This window comes from Butyricimonas sp. BSD2780061689_150309_C8, from assembly GCF_015560935.1.
Lineage (GTDB): Bacteria > Bacteroidota > Bacteroidia > Bacteroidales > Marinifilaceae > Butyricimonas > Butyricimonas paravirosa.
In genome coordinates this window covers 40,819-59,065 of the sequence record NZ_JADMSV010000001.1, presented here as the reverse complement: position 1 = coordinate 59,065, position 18,247 = coordinate 40,819, and the positions used below count along the sequence as shown (strand labels likewise).

General features: G+C 40.3%; 10 protein-coding genes. All 10 read left to right on the top strand.

Annotated features, from left to right (window positions below; genetic code table 11):
- Positions 1–86: 86 nt before the first annotated feature.
- A complete protein-coding gene (locus I2I33_RS00175) occupies positions 87–3,431 on the top strand; it encodes a SusC/RagA family TonB-linked outer membrane protein (protein ID WP_229128133.1) in 3,345 nt (1,114 codons plus the stop codon).
- A 10-nt stretch (positions 3,432–3,441) separates the two neighbouring features.
- Positions 3,442–4,890 (top strand): RagB/SusD family nutrient uptake outer membrane protein, encoded by a 1,449-nt coding sequence (locus tag I2I33_RS00170; protein ID WP_087421352.1) that lies wholly within the window; start codon positions 3,442–3,444, stop codon positions 4,888–4,890.
- Between the two features lie 13 nt (positions 4,891–4,903).
- Positions 4,904–5,644, top strand: coding sequence for a DUF4843 domain-containing protein (locus I2I33_RS00165; RefSeq protein ID WP_158571835.1), 741 nt, complete (start codon positions 4,904–4,906; stop codon positions 5,642–5,644).
- A gap of 21 nt (positions 5,645–5,665) precedes the next feature.
- Positions 5,666–7,177, top strand: coding sequence for a PKD-like family lipoprotein (locus I2I33_RS00160; RefSeq protein ID WP_158571836.1), 1,512 nt, complete (start codon positions 5,666–5,668; stop codon positions 7,175–7,177).
- A gap of 1 nt (position 7,178) precedes the next feature.
- Entirely contained in the window at positions 7,179–8,270 is a 1,092-nt protein-coding gene (locus tag I2I33_RS00155) for a TlpA disulfide reductase family protein (RefSeq protein WP_087421355.1), read from the top strand.
- A gap of 444 nt (positions 8,271–8,714) precedes the next feature.
- Entirely contained in the window at positions 8,715–9,887 is a 1,173-nt protein-coding gene (locus tag I2I33_RS00150; RefSeq protein ID WP_087421356.1) for a FecR family protein, read from the top strand.
- 141 nt (positions 9,888–10,028) lie between these two features.
- Positions 10,029–13,442 (top strand): SusC/RagA family TonB-linked outer membrane protein, encoded by a 3,414-nt coding sequence (locus I2I33_RS00145; RefSeq protein ID WP_229128132.1) that lies wholly within the window; start codon positions 10,029–10,031, stop codon positions 13,440–13,442.
- A gap of 6 nt (positions 13,443–13,448) precedes the next feature.
- The gene (locus tag I2I33_RS00140) at positions 13,449–14,909 is read left to right on the top strand and encodes a RagB/SusD family nutrient uptake outer membrane protein (protein ID WP_158571837.1); all 1,461 of its coding nucleotides are present in this window, start codon (positions 13,449–13,451) and stop codon (positions 14,907–14,909) included.
- Positions 14,910–14,941: 32 nt separating this feature from the next.
- The gene (locus tag I2I33_RS00135; RefSeq protein ID WP_195666704.1) at positions 14,942–15,778 is read left to right on the top strand and encodes a DUF4465 domain-containing protein; all 837 of its coding nucleotides are present in this window, start codon (positions 14,942–14,944) and stop codon (positions 15,776–15,778) included.
- 225 nt (positions 15,779–16,003) lie between these two features.
- On the top strand, positions 16,004–18,106 hold the full coding sequence (locus tag I2I33_RS00130) for a thioredoxin domain-containing protein (protein WP_162613797.1): 2,103 nt from the start codon (positions 16,004–16,006) through the stop codon (positions 18,104–18,106).
- Positions 18,107–18,247 lie beyond the last annotated feature (141 nt).

Genomic DNA, 18,247 nt, shown 5'->3' with positions numbered 1-18,247 from the left:
ATAATCTTTAATATTGCAAATATATGGAAAAAAAACGATTATGTCTGTCTTTAGATGGACATAGAAAACGAAAAATCTTATTGAGGATGAGATTATGTATTTCATTACTGTTGTGTTTCACGTTGGGTTTGTCGGCCTCAACTTTAGCCCAACAGGAACGGGTAAATCTGGATTTGCAGAAGGTTTCGTTTAAGGTGTTGTTTAGTGAAATTCAAAAGCAAACTAATTTGTCGTTCGTTTTCAACACGGAACAAACAGAAAAATTAGGAGCCATTTCGGTGCGGGCCGTGAACGAGACCGTGGAAAGTGTTTTGCGTAAAGTGCTGGTGAATACGGGAATGATGTTTGAATTTGACGGGACATTGATTATTATTCGACCAGAAGAACCGGAAAAGAAAGAAGTAACAAAAATTAAAGTATCTGGAACGGTTAAGGATGAAAAAGGAGAGTCTTTACCGGGAGTGACCATCCTGTTGAAAGGTACACAGATCGGGTCTGTTACGGATTTTGATGGTAGGTTTAACTTTGAGTTGCCAAAGCAAGACAGTCTTGTGCTTGTGTTCTCGTTTATAGGTTACAAGCAACAAGAGGTAAGAGTGAAGAGTAATGACACGAAACCGCTATCTATCGTGATGCACGAAGATATAACGGAGATGGATGAAGTGGTGGTTACGGGTATTTACCAGAGAAAAAAAGAGAGCTTTACCGGGTCAACAGCTACATTTAAGAAAGAGGAATTAAAGATGGTTGGTTCCCAAAACTTAATCCAGAGTTTGAGAACTTTGGACCCTTCTTTTGCAATTATGGAAAATAATCAATTCGGTTCGGACCCGAACCGCTTGCCGGATATTGAGATCCGGGGTAAAACGAGTGTGATCGGGTTAAAGGAACAATTTGGAACGGATCCTAATCAACCTTTGTTTATTCTAGATGGATTTGAGACGACATTACAAGTAATAACAGACTTGAATATGGAACGGGTTGAGTCAGTGACTATTTTGAAGGATGCCGCATCTACCGCAATTTATGGGTCAAAAGCTGCCAATGGGGTTGTTGTGATAGAGACCAAAAAACCGGAACAAGGTAAATTTAAAATTTCGTATGTCGGTGATTTTAGTGTCTCGATGCCGGATCTTTCCGATTATAATTTGATGAATGCGGAAGAGAAGTTGGAATTCGAGAAATTGGCCGGGTATTATACGGCTTCTTCCTCGGGAAGTTCCGGGTCAAGAATGACGCAGCAAGTGTTAGATAGTCTGTACAATAGTCGTCGTGCAGAGGTTGCTCGTGGGGTGAATACGTATTGGTTGCATGAACCGTTAAGAGTTGGTTTTAGTCACAAACATAATTTGTATGCTGAGGGCGGTGACGACGCTGTTCGCTATGGTTTGGGAATAAATTATAATAATATTTCCGGTGTAATGAAACAGTCCAGACGTAATGTTATCGGGGGAAATTTCGATTTGAGTTACCGGAAAGGTAAAATTTCTTTTGCCAATAAATTTTCTTTGGATTATAACAAAGCAGAGAATCCTACTGTTCCATTTTCAGAATTTTCAAGAGCGAATCCTTATTATCGGAAAACGGGGGAGAATGGGAAGATCGAACGTTACTTGGATTATTTTGTGATCCCTAATACGAATACAACTTATTCTGTGGGTAATCCGCTTTGGAATGCCAGTTTGAATAATTTAGACGAGGAAGATCAGTTTAGTTTTAGGAATAATTTAAATCTGGAATGGAGGATTATGCCTACCTTGTATCTTCGGGGACGTTTGGGAATAGGGAAGGGAGCGAAAAAGACGGAGAAATTTGTTTCCCCTCAACATTCGTCGTTTGATAATTACGCGCAAGATAAAAAGGGACGTTATACATCAACAACGGTGAGTGAATTCTATTATGATGGCGATTTAACTCTAACTTATGGTGCTTTATTGAAAGAGGTTCACCAGATAAATGCCGTGATCGGAACAAATCTCCGTTCCAGTTTGTCAACGAATGAGGGATATTCTGTTTCAGGTTTTCCTAATGGGAATTTCACAAAGCCTCCTTTTTCAAATGGGTTTACGGAAGGAAGTAAGCCAACATATTCCGAAACGGAAAGTCGTTCACATAGTGTTTATTTTAACGGGGGATATGCTTACGACAATCGTTATTTGTTAGATGTGAATTTCCGTTTAGATGGTTCTTCCGCTTTTGGTAGTAACAAACGTTACACGGAGACATGGGCCGTGGGTTTGGCATGGAATTTACACAATGAACCGTTTTTACGTGATGCGAAATGGATGAATTTATTCAAGATCAGGGCTTCCATAGGAAACCCTGGGAACCAGAATTTTAGTTCGTATCAATCTATAACGAGTTATTCATTCAATACATGGATGCAAAGCTCTTTTGGAACAAGCGTTCTTATAGATGCAATAGGTAATCCTAATTTGAAATGGCAGAAGACGCTGGATAAAAATATAGGCGTGGATATTGCATTGTTGGGTAATCGCTTGAATTTTAATATGGATTACTTTGTCAAAGATACTGATCCTTTGTTGGTTTATATTACTGTTCCTTCTTCTGTGGGGATCACGTCTGTGGGTACGAATATGGGAAGTCAGCTTACAAAAGGGATCAACGGGACGGTGAAGTATTCACCTATATATCGCCCGTCAGAAAGGATCAACTGGACGTTAAGTGTCAATTTCAGATGGCAGAAAGCTCGTTATGAAAATATAGGTAATAGTTTGGAAAAGTTGAATGAGGCGAATCGAGAGGAGGGTGATGTAAGTGGAGACGGGTCTTATCGAGATAAGAATACCAGTTTGACGCGTTACTATGATGGCGGTGATCCGAATTCGTTGTGGGCTGTTCGCTCTTTGGGAATTGATCCCTCTACAGGGCGGGAGGTATTTATGAAGAAGGATGGGACTTATACTTTTGAATATGATGTAAAGGATGAGGTTATCGTGGGAAATAGTCAACCCAAGTTGGAAGGAGTCTTGGGAAGTACCTTGTATTATAAAGGTTTTTCCTTCTCGTTCTATTTCCGTTATAAATTAGGAGCTGATGTATTTAATAATGCTATGTACACGAAAGTGGAGAATATATCGGAGAGTTCATTAAAATACAATCAAGATAAACGAGCGTTATATGATCGGTGGCAAAAAGCCGGGGATCGCGCTCAATTTAAAGGAATTTCATTGACGGAGACCACGAAAATTTCGTCTCGTTTTGTTCAGCGTGAAGATGTGTTGAGCGGGGAATCTATTTCTGCAGGATACGATTTTAATCCGAAAGGGCTGGCAAAATTCGGGGTGTCTGCAATTCGTTTGCAAGCGAATATGAATGATATTTTCCGGGTTTCCAGCGTGAAGGAAGAACGTGGTATTGACTACCCGTTTGCCCGTACGATGTCAATGTCTCTTTCTGTAACTTTTTAAATGATCTAATATGCAAGTATTGAAATCAATAAAAAACGTAAGTGTCGCATTACTTATGGTAATGTTGTGCGGGTGCGAGAGCTGGTTGGATTTGAAACCGATAGACCGGGTTTTGGAAGATCAGCTATATGAAACTGAAGAAGGATTTAAACAGTCCTTAACAGGGGTGTACGTGGAGTTAAATCAAAAAACTTTATATGGAGGGGATTTGATGTTTAGAATGGTTGAGATATTAGCTCAACGTTACAATCTTTCGTCTATTGGTACATACAAAGAATGGATTGCCTATAATTATAGTGATGATGATGTAAAAGCAAGCATTGATGCTTTATGGCAGAAGATGTATTCTTTGATCATGAATTGTAATAAGTTGATGGAGAATGCCGATTTGCGTAAAGATGTATTTACGGGTGATAATTATAATCTTATTTATGGAGAGGCATTGGCTTTGAGAGCCATGTTGCATTTTGATTTGTTACGATTATTTGGTCCTGTTTATAAAACGAATCCCGAGGGGCTTTCCATCTGTTATAATAAGAAGTTTTCTTATCAAGGATCAAATATTCTCCCGGCATCAGAGGTGATTGATAATATATTAGATGATCTGAAAAAAGCGGAAGAGTTGTTGGTTAATGATCCGGTGATAACGGAAGGGCCGAGAAATACGACGGCTTCGGATGGAAATAATGACTTGCGTTTACGGACTTACCGATTGAATTATTATGCCGTTCAAGCCCTGATGGCACGGGTGTATCTGTATGCCGGACGTAATGAGGATGCGTTAATTATGGCAAGAAAGCTTGTTGAAATACAACCAAAGTGGTATCCGTTTGTATCCTATAATGCAATTATGGAAAGTAGTAATAAAAAGAAAGATAGGGTATTTTCAACAGAAGTATTATTTGGGCTGGAAAACAAACAGCGGGGAGACATTTTTACGGATTATTTTACTCCGGAGTTAGATAACGGGATTTTGGCTCCAACTAATACAAGTTTGTTGAATATCTTTTTGTCTGAGAACACGAGTGATTGGCGGTTTACCCCGTTTTGGATTAAACCGGATAATGGGAAATATAGTTTCCGTTGTTTTCATAAATATGAGGCAACAGAGGAAACAGATCCATTCTATTCCTATTTAGTCCCGATGATCCGTATGAGTGAAATGTTTTATATTGTTGCGGAAACGACAAGCGATGAGGCTGAAGCACGGGCTTGTTTGAATCAAATTCGGAGAAATAGGGGATTGATTGCTTTTGAGGATACGGAAATAATCGATATTCAACAGGTGTTGAAAGAAGAGTATATGAAAGAGTTTTTTGGTGAAGGGCAGTTGTTTTATTATTATAAACGATTGAATGCTTCTACTATTCCGGCAGGCGATGACAGTGGAGATGTTATGATGAATGAGGCAAAATATAAATTTCCTTTGCCTGATAGTGAAACTGATTATAGAAATTAAAAATATGAATGACATGATAAAAAAATATGTGCTCATAATTTCGGCCTTAGTGATGATTGGTTGGGGATGCCAGAAAGATTTGGATCTTTATTCCGGCCGTGATTTTGTTTATTTTAATCCGTCGGCCGGATTGGATTCAACGTATTTTTCATTTGCCTATGTGGATGTAAATAAATCTGTGGATTCTCTTTATATTCAGGTAAGGACCGGAGGCGAAGTGAAAAATTATGATCGACAGGTGAAAGTGAAGATTGCTGAGACAAATGCTACGGCTGAGACGGATTTTAGAACTTTATCAGATTCGTACACGATTTCGGCTGGTAATACTTTCGGAACAATTTTAGTTGAATTATTACGCCCAGAGGTTTTAAAACGGGAGGAACGTTATATAATTCTTGAGTTGGAGGAGAATGAATATTTCACCTTGAATTATCCGACGAAAGTGTCTTCGAGCGATGAAGAATATAGCGCAATCCGTTATAAGATTGTTTTTTCCGAGATTATGACCCCTCCTACGAAATGGAGTACTTATGAATTTGGTGAATTTTCGGTGAAGAAATTGGATGTGATCTGTGAGGAGATGAATTTGACACGGGAAATGTTTAATGATGCAAGTTATATGATCAATTCCAGACAGAAATATATTGCAGCGAAAATGGTGCAGATTTTAAATGATTATAGTGCAAACGGTCATCCAATTTATGAAGATGATAATGTGACATTGATGAGAATGGGTGATGTGTATTACAATTAGAATCCTAAAAGAGTTTATATGATGAGAAATATATTGTTCGTGTTGACGATATTTATGGCAGTCGTGGTCTCTGGTTGTTTCGATGATAAAGGAAATTATGACTACCATGAAATAAATGAGTTACAGGTGACAGGGTTACCTGGTGAAATGCAGATGAAATATCGAAATGTTGATACTTTGCGGGTGACTCCGGGCATAGAGGCTACTGCGGATGACGGTAGTATGCCAGATCGGTACAGTTTTAAATGGGAAGCGGTTTCCCAACCCAAGGTGGGGGATATTCAGACAACATCGTATGTGATTGGTGAGGAACGTGATTTGAATTACTTCGTGGAGCTTCCGGATGGAGAATACGATGTGAATTGCTTGGTAAAGGATACAATTACGAGAGTAACTTGGAAAGGATCGTTCAAATTGAAGGTGACGACTCAATTAAATGAGGGATGGTTGGTGCTTTCGGATGTGAATGGGTATACCCGTTTAGATTTAATTTCGATGTCTGCCAAGGAGGATCTTGTCGTGCGTGATTTACTTCGGGATGCCCCGCAGTTGAAAGGGCCCAAAAGGATAAATACGGTATTTGATATGTATTATCTCCAATGGGGAACAGATCCGAGGTTTTATCTTATAACGGAAACGACAACCGCTACTCTTGATGTTGATACTTATGAGTGGGATGATGGGAATGATATTCGTTATGAAATGTTGGAATATCCTCAGAATTTTGTTGCTTCGAACAGAACTGCCGGAATGGGATGGGAGTTACTTATCTCGGATAAATATGTATTCGGGGGAACAACTTTTGGGCAGCAAGTACTTTTCGGGGTTCCTATTAATTTTATTGCAGGTGACGATGGAAATTATTTTAATGTTGCTCCGTCCGTGGGAGTGAACACGTCATATAGTGCTTACAATCCCAATCGAATATTATATGACACTTCAAACAGACGTTTCGTGATGATTGCAAATAGCATGAAGAATTGTACGTTGATGACGGCAAAAGAGTCTGAATTTTCTTGGGTTACAGGGAAAGATTTTGTTTACATGGCGAATTCTCGGTATGATGGAGGTAGTGTGTATGCAATATTGCAAGATGTAGAGGCTCCTAACTCTCGTTATTTGTACGTGATGAAAGTATCAGCTTATGGAGGGGTAACTCAAACGAAGTTTATGAAATTGGATTATCCGGGGATTGAAAAAGCAACTTGTTTTGCAGTACATCCCAGTTTACCTTGGTTGTTTTATGCTGTCGGCAATACGGTGTATCATTTTGATATGGAAGGGCATCAGGCAGAACCAATTCATTTGGATGGAGAAACGATCACGATGTTGAAGTTCAATTTATTTATGGGAATGTATCCTAATTCGACGATGCAAGAAAAATTGATTGTAGGGTCTGTGAAGTCCGGTTCCGGGTTGAATGGGATTGTTCGCACTTATGACATCCCAACGGTATTTGGAGATGAATTCGATGCGCCTTCCGTGCATGATGGGTTCGGAACTCCGGTAGATGTAACTTATAGAGAGAAATAAGATGAGGAAAATATTGTTTTGTGTTTGTTTTTTACTCGTATGTTGTGCGGTTTATGCACAACATACAGGTAAATATAAGGTTAATGGTAAGATTGAAGGGATGGAGTCCGGGCAAGTGGTGATGAAACAAAAAACAGCAGAGGGATATAATGAATTGGGCGTTTCAGACATAAAAAACGGGCAATTTGAGTTTAAAGGAAAAATTGCAGAAATTCAATCTGTTCAATTGTTTTTTAACAATCAACGGGGTAGTTTGACCTTATTTCTAGAACCGGGAAAAATTCACGTGGCAGTAAAGAAAGATTCAATTTACTACGGGAATGTTGAGGGAACATCAACGAATGAGTTATGGCAGTATTTTAACAAAGAAGAACGTCGTTTGGAGAGTGTGGAGGCGGGATGCGCCCAAGCTTATCAAAAGGCATTTGCGACCAAAGATAAGGAGATCGTGCGTGCGGCCACGAGAGCTTTTGTGGATGCGACTAAAGCTCGGAAAATTTTCCGGAATGAATTTTTGAATCATTCAGCTCATAAATATGTGGCGGCTTGTTTTTATCGTACTTCTTTGATGCAGAAATTGCAATATGCAGAGTTGGACTCTTTGGTAAAAAGTTATGTTGGGATGGAAAATAATAACGATGTCCGTTTGATAACTCAACGTCGGGATTTGATGCGAACGGTGGCTGTAGGGGCTAGAGTACCTGAGATCAATTTGCCGGATGTTGAGGGAAAGTTTTTCGCATTGTCTTCTTTTAGAGGAAAATGGGTATTGTTGGATTTTTGGGCATCTTGGTGTGCGCCTTGTCGTAGGGAAGGAAAACATGTTCTTGAGTTGTACAAAAAATATCAGCAGGATGGATTTGAAGTTTTAGGTGTGAGTATTGATCAAAATCCTGATGCATGGAAACAAGCCATAAAAGAAGATCAGACTCCGTGGAAACACGTCTTAGATCAGAGGAGTGAAGTGGCTAAAACTTTTGGTGTTTCTTCTGTTCCCCGGGTATTTTTGATTAATCCGGAAGGTGTAATTGTGGCAGTCAATTTACACGGAGAGGAGTTGGAACAACGTTTAGAAAAAATCTTCTCGAAATAGTATTTTTATAAAATGTAGGAGATCCGAAGAGGGACTTGAAAAAGTCACTTTTCGGATCTCCTGCATTTTATAATTTATTTTTACAAATACTTTCTTGTTTAGTTAATTTAATGATAACCAGTTGTTAATATTTTGAAGTCGGTAGAATGAACATTTTAGAGAGGTCGGCTCGTTAAATAATATCTAATCAAAATCGGCTTCTCTCTTTCTCTCTCTTCGTATTCTGGAATATTTTTTTAATTTTGTTTTCACCCAGATACGGGGGTGAATTGTATTATATATGAGAAGCGATATTTTTATCATTAAACGTTCGTTTAATAATATTTACAAATTCCTCTAAAGACTTTATACCTTCTTTTTGTTAACCATTGGTATTCAGTTCTTTCCTTTTTTACCTTGTCCTTTGTTTTTCCCATAAATTTGCTCTCAACAATCGAAGGTATAATGAATGATTTGATACCAAGATTAGATATTTCTCGTTTGATTGTCAAAGATTTAAATGGAGAGATTAAAGAATCGGAAAAGCAAGAGCTGAAAGAGTGGATTAATGAAAGTGAAGAGAATAAAGCGTTGTATTTAAGAGTGCGGGAACGAGAGAATCGGAATCAGCGATTGGAGGTGATCCGGAAATTGAACAAACAAGCAGCTTGGCGAGAAGTAGAACGTAAAACAAGAAAAAGTCAGCATTTTATATCCGGGTGGCTTTATAAGGGGATTGCTGTGGCAATACCGGTGATTTTATTATTCTGTTTATATTATTATAGATCGGGAGAGGTGGATTTGGAGGTAGTAAAACAAGAACATCGGGAAATTCATCCGGGAGAAATAAAGGCAGAATTGATTCTGGCTAATGGGCAACGTTTGGCTCTTGATGCGAAAAAGGAAAATCCAGTGGAATCAGATTTGGATGGAGTAAAAATATTAAAGGAAAATCAGGGGATCCGTTATGAGTGTGAGGATTTGGAGGGGGAGGTCCCGTATCATGAATTGAGGGTTCCAAGAGGTGGGGAGTACCCGATTACGTTGGAGGACGGGACGGAAGTGTATTTTAATTCGGAGACAAGATTTCGTTATCCTGTGAAGTTTGGGGAGCGGGAGCGTAAAGTTTTTCTGGTAGGGGAGGCTTATTTTAAGGTGAAACGGGAGGCTGACCGACCTTTTATCGTGGAAATAGGGGAAAATCGTATAGAAGTACTTGGAACCGAATTTAATGCACGTTATTACCCGGAAGAGAATAAGCAAATGACCACGCTTGTTTCGGGGAAAGTGAAATTTATTTCAAAAGATGATAAAAGTCTTGTGCTTGCTCCGGGAGAACAGGCGGTTCTGACCGATGAAGGTATTTTGTCCCGTAAAACGGTTGATATTACCTTATATACAGCTTGGAAGGACGGGAATTTCGTATTTCGCAAACAGCGATTGGAAGAAGTACTGAACACATTGGCTCGTTGGTATGATGTAGATATTTTCTATGAAGATGTTTCTCGGAAGGATATTGAATTTACCGGGAATATTCAGCGATTCGAACGTTTTGAAGAGATTGTCGGGCTTTTGCAGATGACAGGTGATACGGAATTTGAAGTAAAAGGGAAAAGTATTTTCGTGAGGCGTAAATAAAGAACGAGGTATTTGCACTACCTCGTCCTTAAATCCGGTAAAATCCGGGATTGTTATATTTTAAAACTTTACAAATGTATGAAAAAAACAGGTAATTGTGTCCATCTTCGGATTAGATGGTTGTTAAAAATGTGGTTAGCTATGAGGTTTTTAATGTTTTTTCTACTCTTAAGCGTTGTACCGGTTTCGGCGTCGGTATTTGGTCAGGATGCTAAAGTGTCTTTGCAGGTAGAAAAGGCATCTCTTGAAAAGGTAATGAGCATTTTGGAGAAATCCACGGATTACAGGTTTGTCTACCAAAACAGTCAGGTGGAATCTGTGGGTAATTTGACCTTGAACTTCAAGGATTCCGACATTCGGGAGGTGATGACGGAATGTTTAAGAGGGTCCGGTTTGACGTTTAGCGTGGTAGGCGTGAATGTGGTGATTGTTCCGTTGGGAGAGAAACCACAGGTGCAAAAGGAGAACAAGAAAGAAAAACAGGTGAAAGGACGGGTTACGGATAAGGAAGGACTTCCAATGCCGGGAGTTTCCGTATTGATTGATAGTACCACGTTGGGTGTGGTAACGGATATCGAGGGAAATTACGTGTTGACCTATCCGGAAATGAGTAATGTGCGTTTACGTTTTTCTTTTATCGGGATGCAGACGAAATACGTGACGGTGGGTAACAACACGGTTATTAACGTGGTTCTGGAAGAGGAAGTGAATCGTTTGGAAGAGGTGGTGGCCGTCGGGTACGGAACCACGAAAGCAAAGGATATGACCGGGGCGGTATCTCGTTTAGGGAAGAAAGAAATCGAAACGGCACCGATGGGGGCTTCTATTCAATCCATGTTGCAGGGACGGGCTCCGGGTGTGAACGTGATGATTGGTTCGGCATCTCCGACCTCGCCGGTATCGGTGATTATCCGGGGATCTTCTTCTTTGTCCGGAGATTCTCAACCGTTGTGGGTGATTGACGGGGTTCCCGAATATTCGGCTGGGACTTCCGGTAATATATCCAACACCTTGTATAATTTGAATTTGTCGGATGTAGAGACAATAGATATTCTAAAAGATGCATCCGCCACGGCAATTTATGGTTCGAGAGCTGCAAACGGGGTTGTATTGGTGACAACTAAACGAGGGAAAAAAGGTATGACTCCGACACTGGAATTTTCTGCCCGTTACGGGATTCAGACGATGAATGCGAATGATTTCGGGGTGTTGAATGCCGAAGAATATATTGCCTTATCAAAAGCTGCCGTGCGAGCTAGTTTCTTCACGAGAGGAACCTTGGATTATTTTACCCGGAAGTATATTGATGAGGCGAAATTTAACGCTGCCACGAATAATAGTCAATTTGATTTGGAGACATTAGTGGATGAGTTCTTCTTGGAGGATGCTTATTATGATGGTGATACCGATTGGTGGGATTTGATGACACATAATGCCGCAACGCAGGATTATAGTTTGGGAATCCGCGGGGGATCGAAAGAATCGTCTTATAATGCTTCTTTCTTTTATAAAGATCAGAAAGGAATCGTGAAAGGTGGTAGCTCTAAGTTGTTAGGTGGTAGTTTCAATTTTGATGCCTCTGTTCGGGAGGTGATTCGTTTCAAATTGGGCTTGCGGGCAACATCCCGTGTGACGAATGACAAGGATGATATGATCAGTACAATTTTGGATATGCGCCCGGATTACCCGGCTTATCTGGAAGACGGATCGATCAATATGATCAGTTATTACGTGGAGAATCCTCTTTTCTCGTTGAAAAATACGAAAGAAGGGAAAGGAAAAGATTTCACGGGATCATTGGGGTTGGAATGGGATATTATTCCCGGGCTTACTTTACGAACGAACGGGACGTTGAAGTATGGTATTAATAAGAATTTGACTTACGACCGTAAATATTATGATGACGGAACAAGTTCTTCAACGGTTTCTAAGAATGAATCATATACCTATGTATGGGATAACACGTTGAATTATCTTAACACGTTTGGAGATCATAATCTGGTCGGTTTGTTGGGATTCTCCATTGAGAAGTACGAATCAGACGGATTGTCGGCATCAGGTTCGAATTTCCCGGATGATGAGGTATTGACGAATTTGGGTAGTGCGGCAACTAAAAACTCGATAGCTTCAAGTTATGCTTCTAACACGTTGGTTTCTACTTTTGCCCGTGTGGAGTATAAATTCAAAAATCGTTATCTTGCGACGTTTACTTTCCGTGCGGATGGTTCTTCTAAATTCGGGCCGGATAAACGTTGGGGATATTTCCCGTCGGGGGCTTTAGCTTGGATTATTTCCGACGAGAGTTTCTTGAAAGATTATTCTCATATTGTTTCTTACTTGAAATTGAGAGCTTCTATCGGAAAGACCGGATCACAGAATTTGGGGAATTATGACTGGAGAACGTTGATGGGATCAGCGACGTACAATAACGCACCGGGAATAAAACCCTCTTCGCTGGGGAATGATATTTTACAATGGGAATCTCAGGTACAAAAAGAAATTGGTTTGGATTATGGATTCTGGAATGATCGTATCCGGGGATCTATCGGTTATTACCAGAAAAAGGTCGATAACTTGTTGTACAGTGATCCTGTACCTTATTCGTCTTCTTTCTCTTCAGTAACCCAGAATATTGGTTCTTTGAAGAATAATGGTTTCGAGTTTGACGTTAAAGTGGATATTATCAAGAATGCTCAGAAGGATTTGACTTGGGATTTTGATTTCAACGTGGCTAGAAATGTTACGACACTGGAAAAATTGAATAGTGAGGATGAGTATTTTGGTGGTGGTGCATATCAATATTTCAAAATTGATGTTGGAGGAAAAACCGGAATCTTGTATGGTTACAAGTATGGTGGTCGATTGATCCGGACAAATGAGGAGTTGGTGGCCTTGAAAACGGTGAATCCGGAAACAGGACAACAGCAATATTACCGGGATAATAATAATTATGAACGTCCGGGAGACTTGTACATCATGGATTTGGATGGAGACGGACAGATCACGGCTGATGGCGACCGTACAGAAATAGGTAATGCGAATCCCGATTTCTTCGGGGGATTCGGTACTACGGTTTATTGGAAAGGATTGATGGTGAACGCCACCTTTACTTATTCGGTCGGGGCTGATCGTTTCTATGATGAAGAAAAAAATAGTGCCGGGGATATGAACGTGTACAATACATCCAAGAACGTGTTGAAGTCTTGGACGATGAATCCGGGTGTGGATCGGGGTTATCCAAGAGCCATGTATTATGGTTGGGGATCAAATTCCATTATCACGGATCGCTATGTTCACGATGCATCTTTCATGAGATTATCCGCTTTGAATATTAGTTATCGTTTGCCTCGTCGTTTATTCGGTTCCAGCATAGTGAATGCGATTGATATAACATTCCAAGCAACGAATTTGTTCACTTGGACGAAATATCCGGGAATGGACCCGCAGGGAAACTTCAGCACGTCTTACAGTGCATTTTATAATATGGGTATTGATTACAGCTCTTACCCGTCAGCAAGAACCTACAATTTGGGAATAAAAATAACTTTAAAATAAGATATGATGAAGAGATTAAGTTATTATATCATGTTGTTGGGGATCGTGTTCTTTACTTCATGTGAGGATTTTTTGGATCAGGTTCCCAAACATAATTTGACACTGGATAATGCCGTCACGGATTATAGTGGGGCAAAAAATATTCTGAACGGGATGTACTCGATTGTAGCTTCCAACTCTGCATTCGGAGGTGCGACTTGGTGTCGCTTGTCTTCACAGGGAGGATTTTACTCGTCATACACGGTTAATTTTAATATGGCCTATAAAGAAGGTTCTAATGACATGGATGGAACTTGGCAGGCCTTGTATTCTTTGGTGAACTCTGCAAATGCGGCAATAGAGGCGATCTCAAACTTGGCAGAGAATAAGTTTCCGACACCGGAACGTAAGCAGGAAATGTTGGCTGAAGCCCGGTGTATGCGGGGCTGGGCTTACACGAATTTGTTCTGGTTGTTCGGGAGATGGTGGGATGCGGATGATTCGGCTTATGGAATTTTGTATCGGGATAAGATGTCAAATTTGAGTAATCTGCAGGTACCTCGTAGTAGTGTCGGGGAATCGTACACGAAGATCTTTGAAGATTTGGATGATGCAATCGCCAATATGCCGGACTTCACGACTTCTCGTAGTTTATCCCGTCAGATGGCACAGGTGTTGAAGGCAAAAATCTTACTTTATCGAGGGGCAATGCGTGGTTCTACGCAAGATTTGAAGGATGCGTTGACACTAGTGGAGACTGTAAAACGGGATGCACCTTCCGGTTGGCAGATGGAATCGGATATAGCAGCCATGTATGAAGTGGGTTGGGATTCGAAAGAGGTCTTGTGGGCAAGGTATTTGGGAGATTTTGCCAGCACGACGAGTTACGAGTTTGACTATTCGTATAATATCGGTTATAATAATACCTATTCGGATATTGCAACCGGGTGGCTGGAAGAAGATCCCCGTTACGAGGTTGTCATGGATTCCGCCCGGGCTCCCGAGACTTGGGATACAAAGATGGTGTTTACTCCGGTGAAATTATATCATGGAGGACGGTATGATGCGAAAGATGCTCCATACGCGACCTATTATTTCCGCTATGCCGAGTTGTATCTTATGGAATCTGAGTTGAAAGCCCGTTTGGATGATTATTCTTTGGAAGAAGCATTGAAGCCTTTGAATGATATGCGGGCATGCCGGACAAACCCTGTGTTACCAGCTTTATCTCCCGGAAGTAAGAAAGATTTGTTGAGAGCGATATTCCGGGAAATCTGGGTAGAACAGTTCTTGGAAAATGGAAGCGAGTATTTTGCCTCTTTGCGATTTATAAATGACACGGATGCCAGTGCAGCCCAGAATAAACCTTGGATATATACGCTGAAACCGGATGTGAATTTCACTGAAAATCAGTATTGTTGGCCGATCCCGGAGAACGAACGGTTAAAAAATCCTCTGGCAGTACAGAATCCGGAACTTGGTAATTGATGTTTGACAAAACAAGTAAATATATGAGATTTATGAGAAATTTGTGGTTTATATTCATTCTAATTATAGCTTTTATGGCATGTTCCGATGATAAGGATGTGCTGGCGCCTGTACCGAATGATGTGACGCTGAATGAACTGGAGTTGGATCGTTTTACTCATGCGATCCCGGACGGCGGCTTTACTTCGAAAGCGGCTCACAGGAATTCCGTAACGTTTAATACAAAGAAAAATAATGACGGGACGTATGCCGGGTTTGCTTATTCGAACCGGAATAACCGTTCCTTTACGTGGACGGCTACTCAAGAGGCTTTGGATTCAAATATTTATAGTGTGTACACGAGATTTCCCAATGCGAATGAAGTATATGCTGTTGGACGGGTTGAGGGCGATGATACTTATTTTACGCTGGGAACTCCGGCCGTGGTAGAACATATTTTAGTGGCCAATACGACTTATACTTATTTGGCATTAGTATATGGGGATCAGTACGGAACAGAAGAAGAGCCGGTTGCTAATCCCAATATTCCGGGTAGTGCGAATAAAAAAGGGGTATGGTTCACGAATGTTCCGGGAGGTGTGAAGAAGATGGTGGATGACGATAAGGATTTCTACAAATTGATCGTTACGGGATATAACGGAGAGACAGAAACCGGTCAGGTAGAGTTTTATTTGTGTACCCGGAAGGGTGATCCGAATCATCCGGATTGGAGCTTGGTGATTAACGATTGGTATAAGGTGGATTTAAGTTCCTTGGGAGAAGTGTCGAAAGTTGTATTCCATGTGGCATCATCGGATATAGAGGCCGGAACCGGTCGGATGAGGACCCCACCGTATTTCTGTCTTGACGGGATTAGGATTAAAGAATAAATTCAATGAACAGGGACTGGCCAAAAAGTCATTAGATTTCAAAAAACTCCTCCGTCACTTCGTGCCACCTCCTCTATAAACAAAGGAGGTGCTGGTGACTCATTCTGAAGATAGAGAGTATTTCAACTCTCCCTCTGTTTATAGAGGGAGTACCCCGAAGGGGGGAGGGAGTTGGAGAAATGACTTTGAGGACAGTCCCTGTATAATATGAATAAAAATTACTGTATGAAAAGAATTGTGTGTTTATTGATATGCGTATGTGGCTATTTTCAGCTATTTTCGCAAGGAGTCGATTTTAAGCAAATCACGCTGAAGGAGGCTTTGGAGCAAGCAAAAGCTCAAGGAAAGATGGTGTTTATGGATTGTTACACGACGTGGTGCGGCCCTTGTAAAATGATGACGGAGGAGGTATTCCCTCAAAAGGAAGCTGGGGACTTTTTTAATGCTCATTTCGTGAATGTCAAGTTTGATATGGAGAAAGGAGAAGGAAAGGAACTTTCCAAGCAATTTAAAATACGGGCATACCCGACCTTTTTACTTTTGAATCCGGAGGGGAAGGAAACGTATCGGGTTGTTGGAGGCGGAGAACTTCAAGAGTTCATTCTTCGGGTAAAGAGAGGTTTGCAGAAAGAAAATACATTGGAGGTATTGGAAAAGGAGTACAAGACCGGAAAGATGACGAAAAAACGTATGTTGGATTATGTATTGACGTTACAAGATACCTATGATAATGAGCGTTTAAAAGTGGTGGCGGATGAATTGGTAAAGCGTTTGACTTCTAAAGAAAAAATGGCTAAGCCTTATTGGGTAATATACGAGGATAGTTTCCTTTCTCCTTTGACATCCGATAATTTTGCTTTTCTGTTAAAGAATAAAGCGGCTTTTGAAAAGAGTATCGGGGAAGAAAAAGTAAATCAGAAAATTGCTTCTGCCTATTCCGGTATGTTATATAGTTATGTTGCTGGGTTTGCAAAGAAAGAGGATGTCGGGCGGTTGGATGTGATGCAACAGCAATTGAATGAATATGACCTGCCGGGTAAGGAATACCTTCGAACTAAATTGGCCTTGGCTTATGCCCGTTGTAATGAGGATGTAAATGAGATGATTTCAATTTTGGAACGGGAAGTACAGAATTTGCCACAGGCAGAACTGTGGACTTTGGCAACTTCTTTGCAATTTGTGGAGAAAAAGGGAGATAAACAGCAATGGCAAAGAATTGCTGCATTGGGAGATCAGTTCGTGGAATCGGCAGCCGGAGAAAATTTAAAAGGATATTTGAAATCTTTTTTCAGTCGTTTTAAGAAGTTGGCTTCTGTCGGAGTGTATTGGGAGGATCTGACTTTGGAACAAGCTTTGAAGAAAGCGGAAAGGGCAAAAAGTATGGTATTCCTGGATTGTTACACTTCTTGGTGTGGTCCTTGTAAATACATGACTTCAAATGTGTTCCCGCAGGAGATTGTGGGTGATTATTTTAACGAGCATTTTGTGTGTCTCAAGGTTGATATGGAGAAAGGTGAAGGGCCGGAATTAGCCAAACGTTACAGCATACGAGCTTTCCCGACGTTCTTGATTTTACGTCCTGATGGTAGCGTGTATCACAAATTACTCGGTTCCGGTGAGGCGGATGCATTTTTGAGACGTGTACAGGAAGGAATGGTAGAAGAGAATTCCACGGGGTATCTGGACCGATTGTATGAAGAGGGAAACCGGGATAAGGCTTTCATATCAAGGTATATTCAGTCTCTGTTGTCTATATATGAGGAGAATAAGGCGAAGGAAGTGAGTGCTGTCCTATTGGGATTGTTGGATGAGTCTGAAAAGGTGGATAGTAGTTACTGGTTTATTTTTGAAAGTCCGGCGTTGACTAAAAAGGGAACAGATCATTTTAAATATTTGGTAGATCATCGGGAGGAGTTCATCCGGTCTTTGGGTAAAACGAAGGTTGATAATAAGTTATATGCCGTGTATTATAATCAGTTGAGTTATATCTTGAAAGGGTATGATAAAAAAAGTACAATAGAAGATGTGGTAAACATGAAAAACGAGATTAAATCTTTTAAGTTGGAAAAACGAAAAGAGTTGTCTGCATGTATTGATATAACGGAAGCCTATCTGAAGAAAGATGTAAAGGGCTTGTATAGCCGTTGTAAAAAAGGATTTAAATTGTTTCATGATGACGAAGCGATGAATATTGCGTTCCCGGTATTAAAATATCTGAAAACGGAAATGGAATCAGAGGAGGATTTACAAAAGTTGGTTCTCATGTTGGAGGCAAATATAGAAAATGAGTCTCTGAGAGAATATATTTCAATGAATACAGGGCAATAGTTTGTGTGTGAATGAGAATTATTTTCTTGTAATTAATATTGTCTGTTGTTTGTGTTAAGGGGCTATATAGCCCCTTAAATTTATAAATAGATTTTAATTTTATAAAGAAAAAGAGACTATATTGAAACATAATGAAATAAA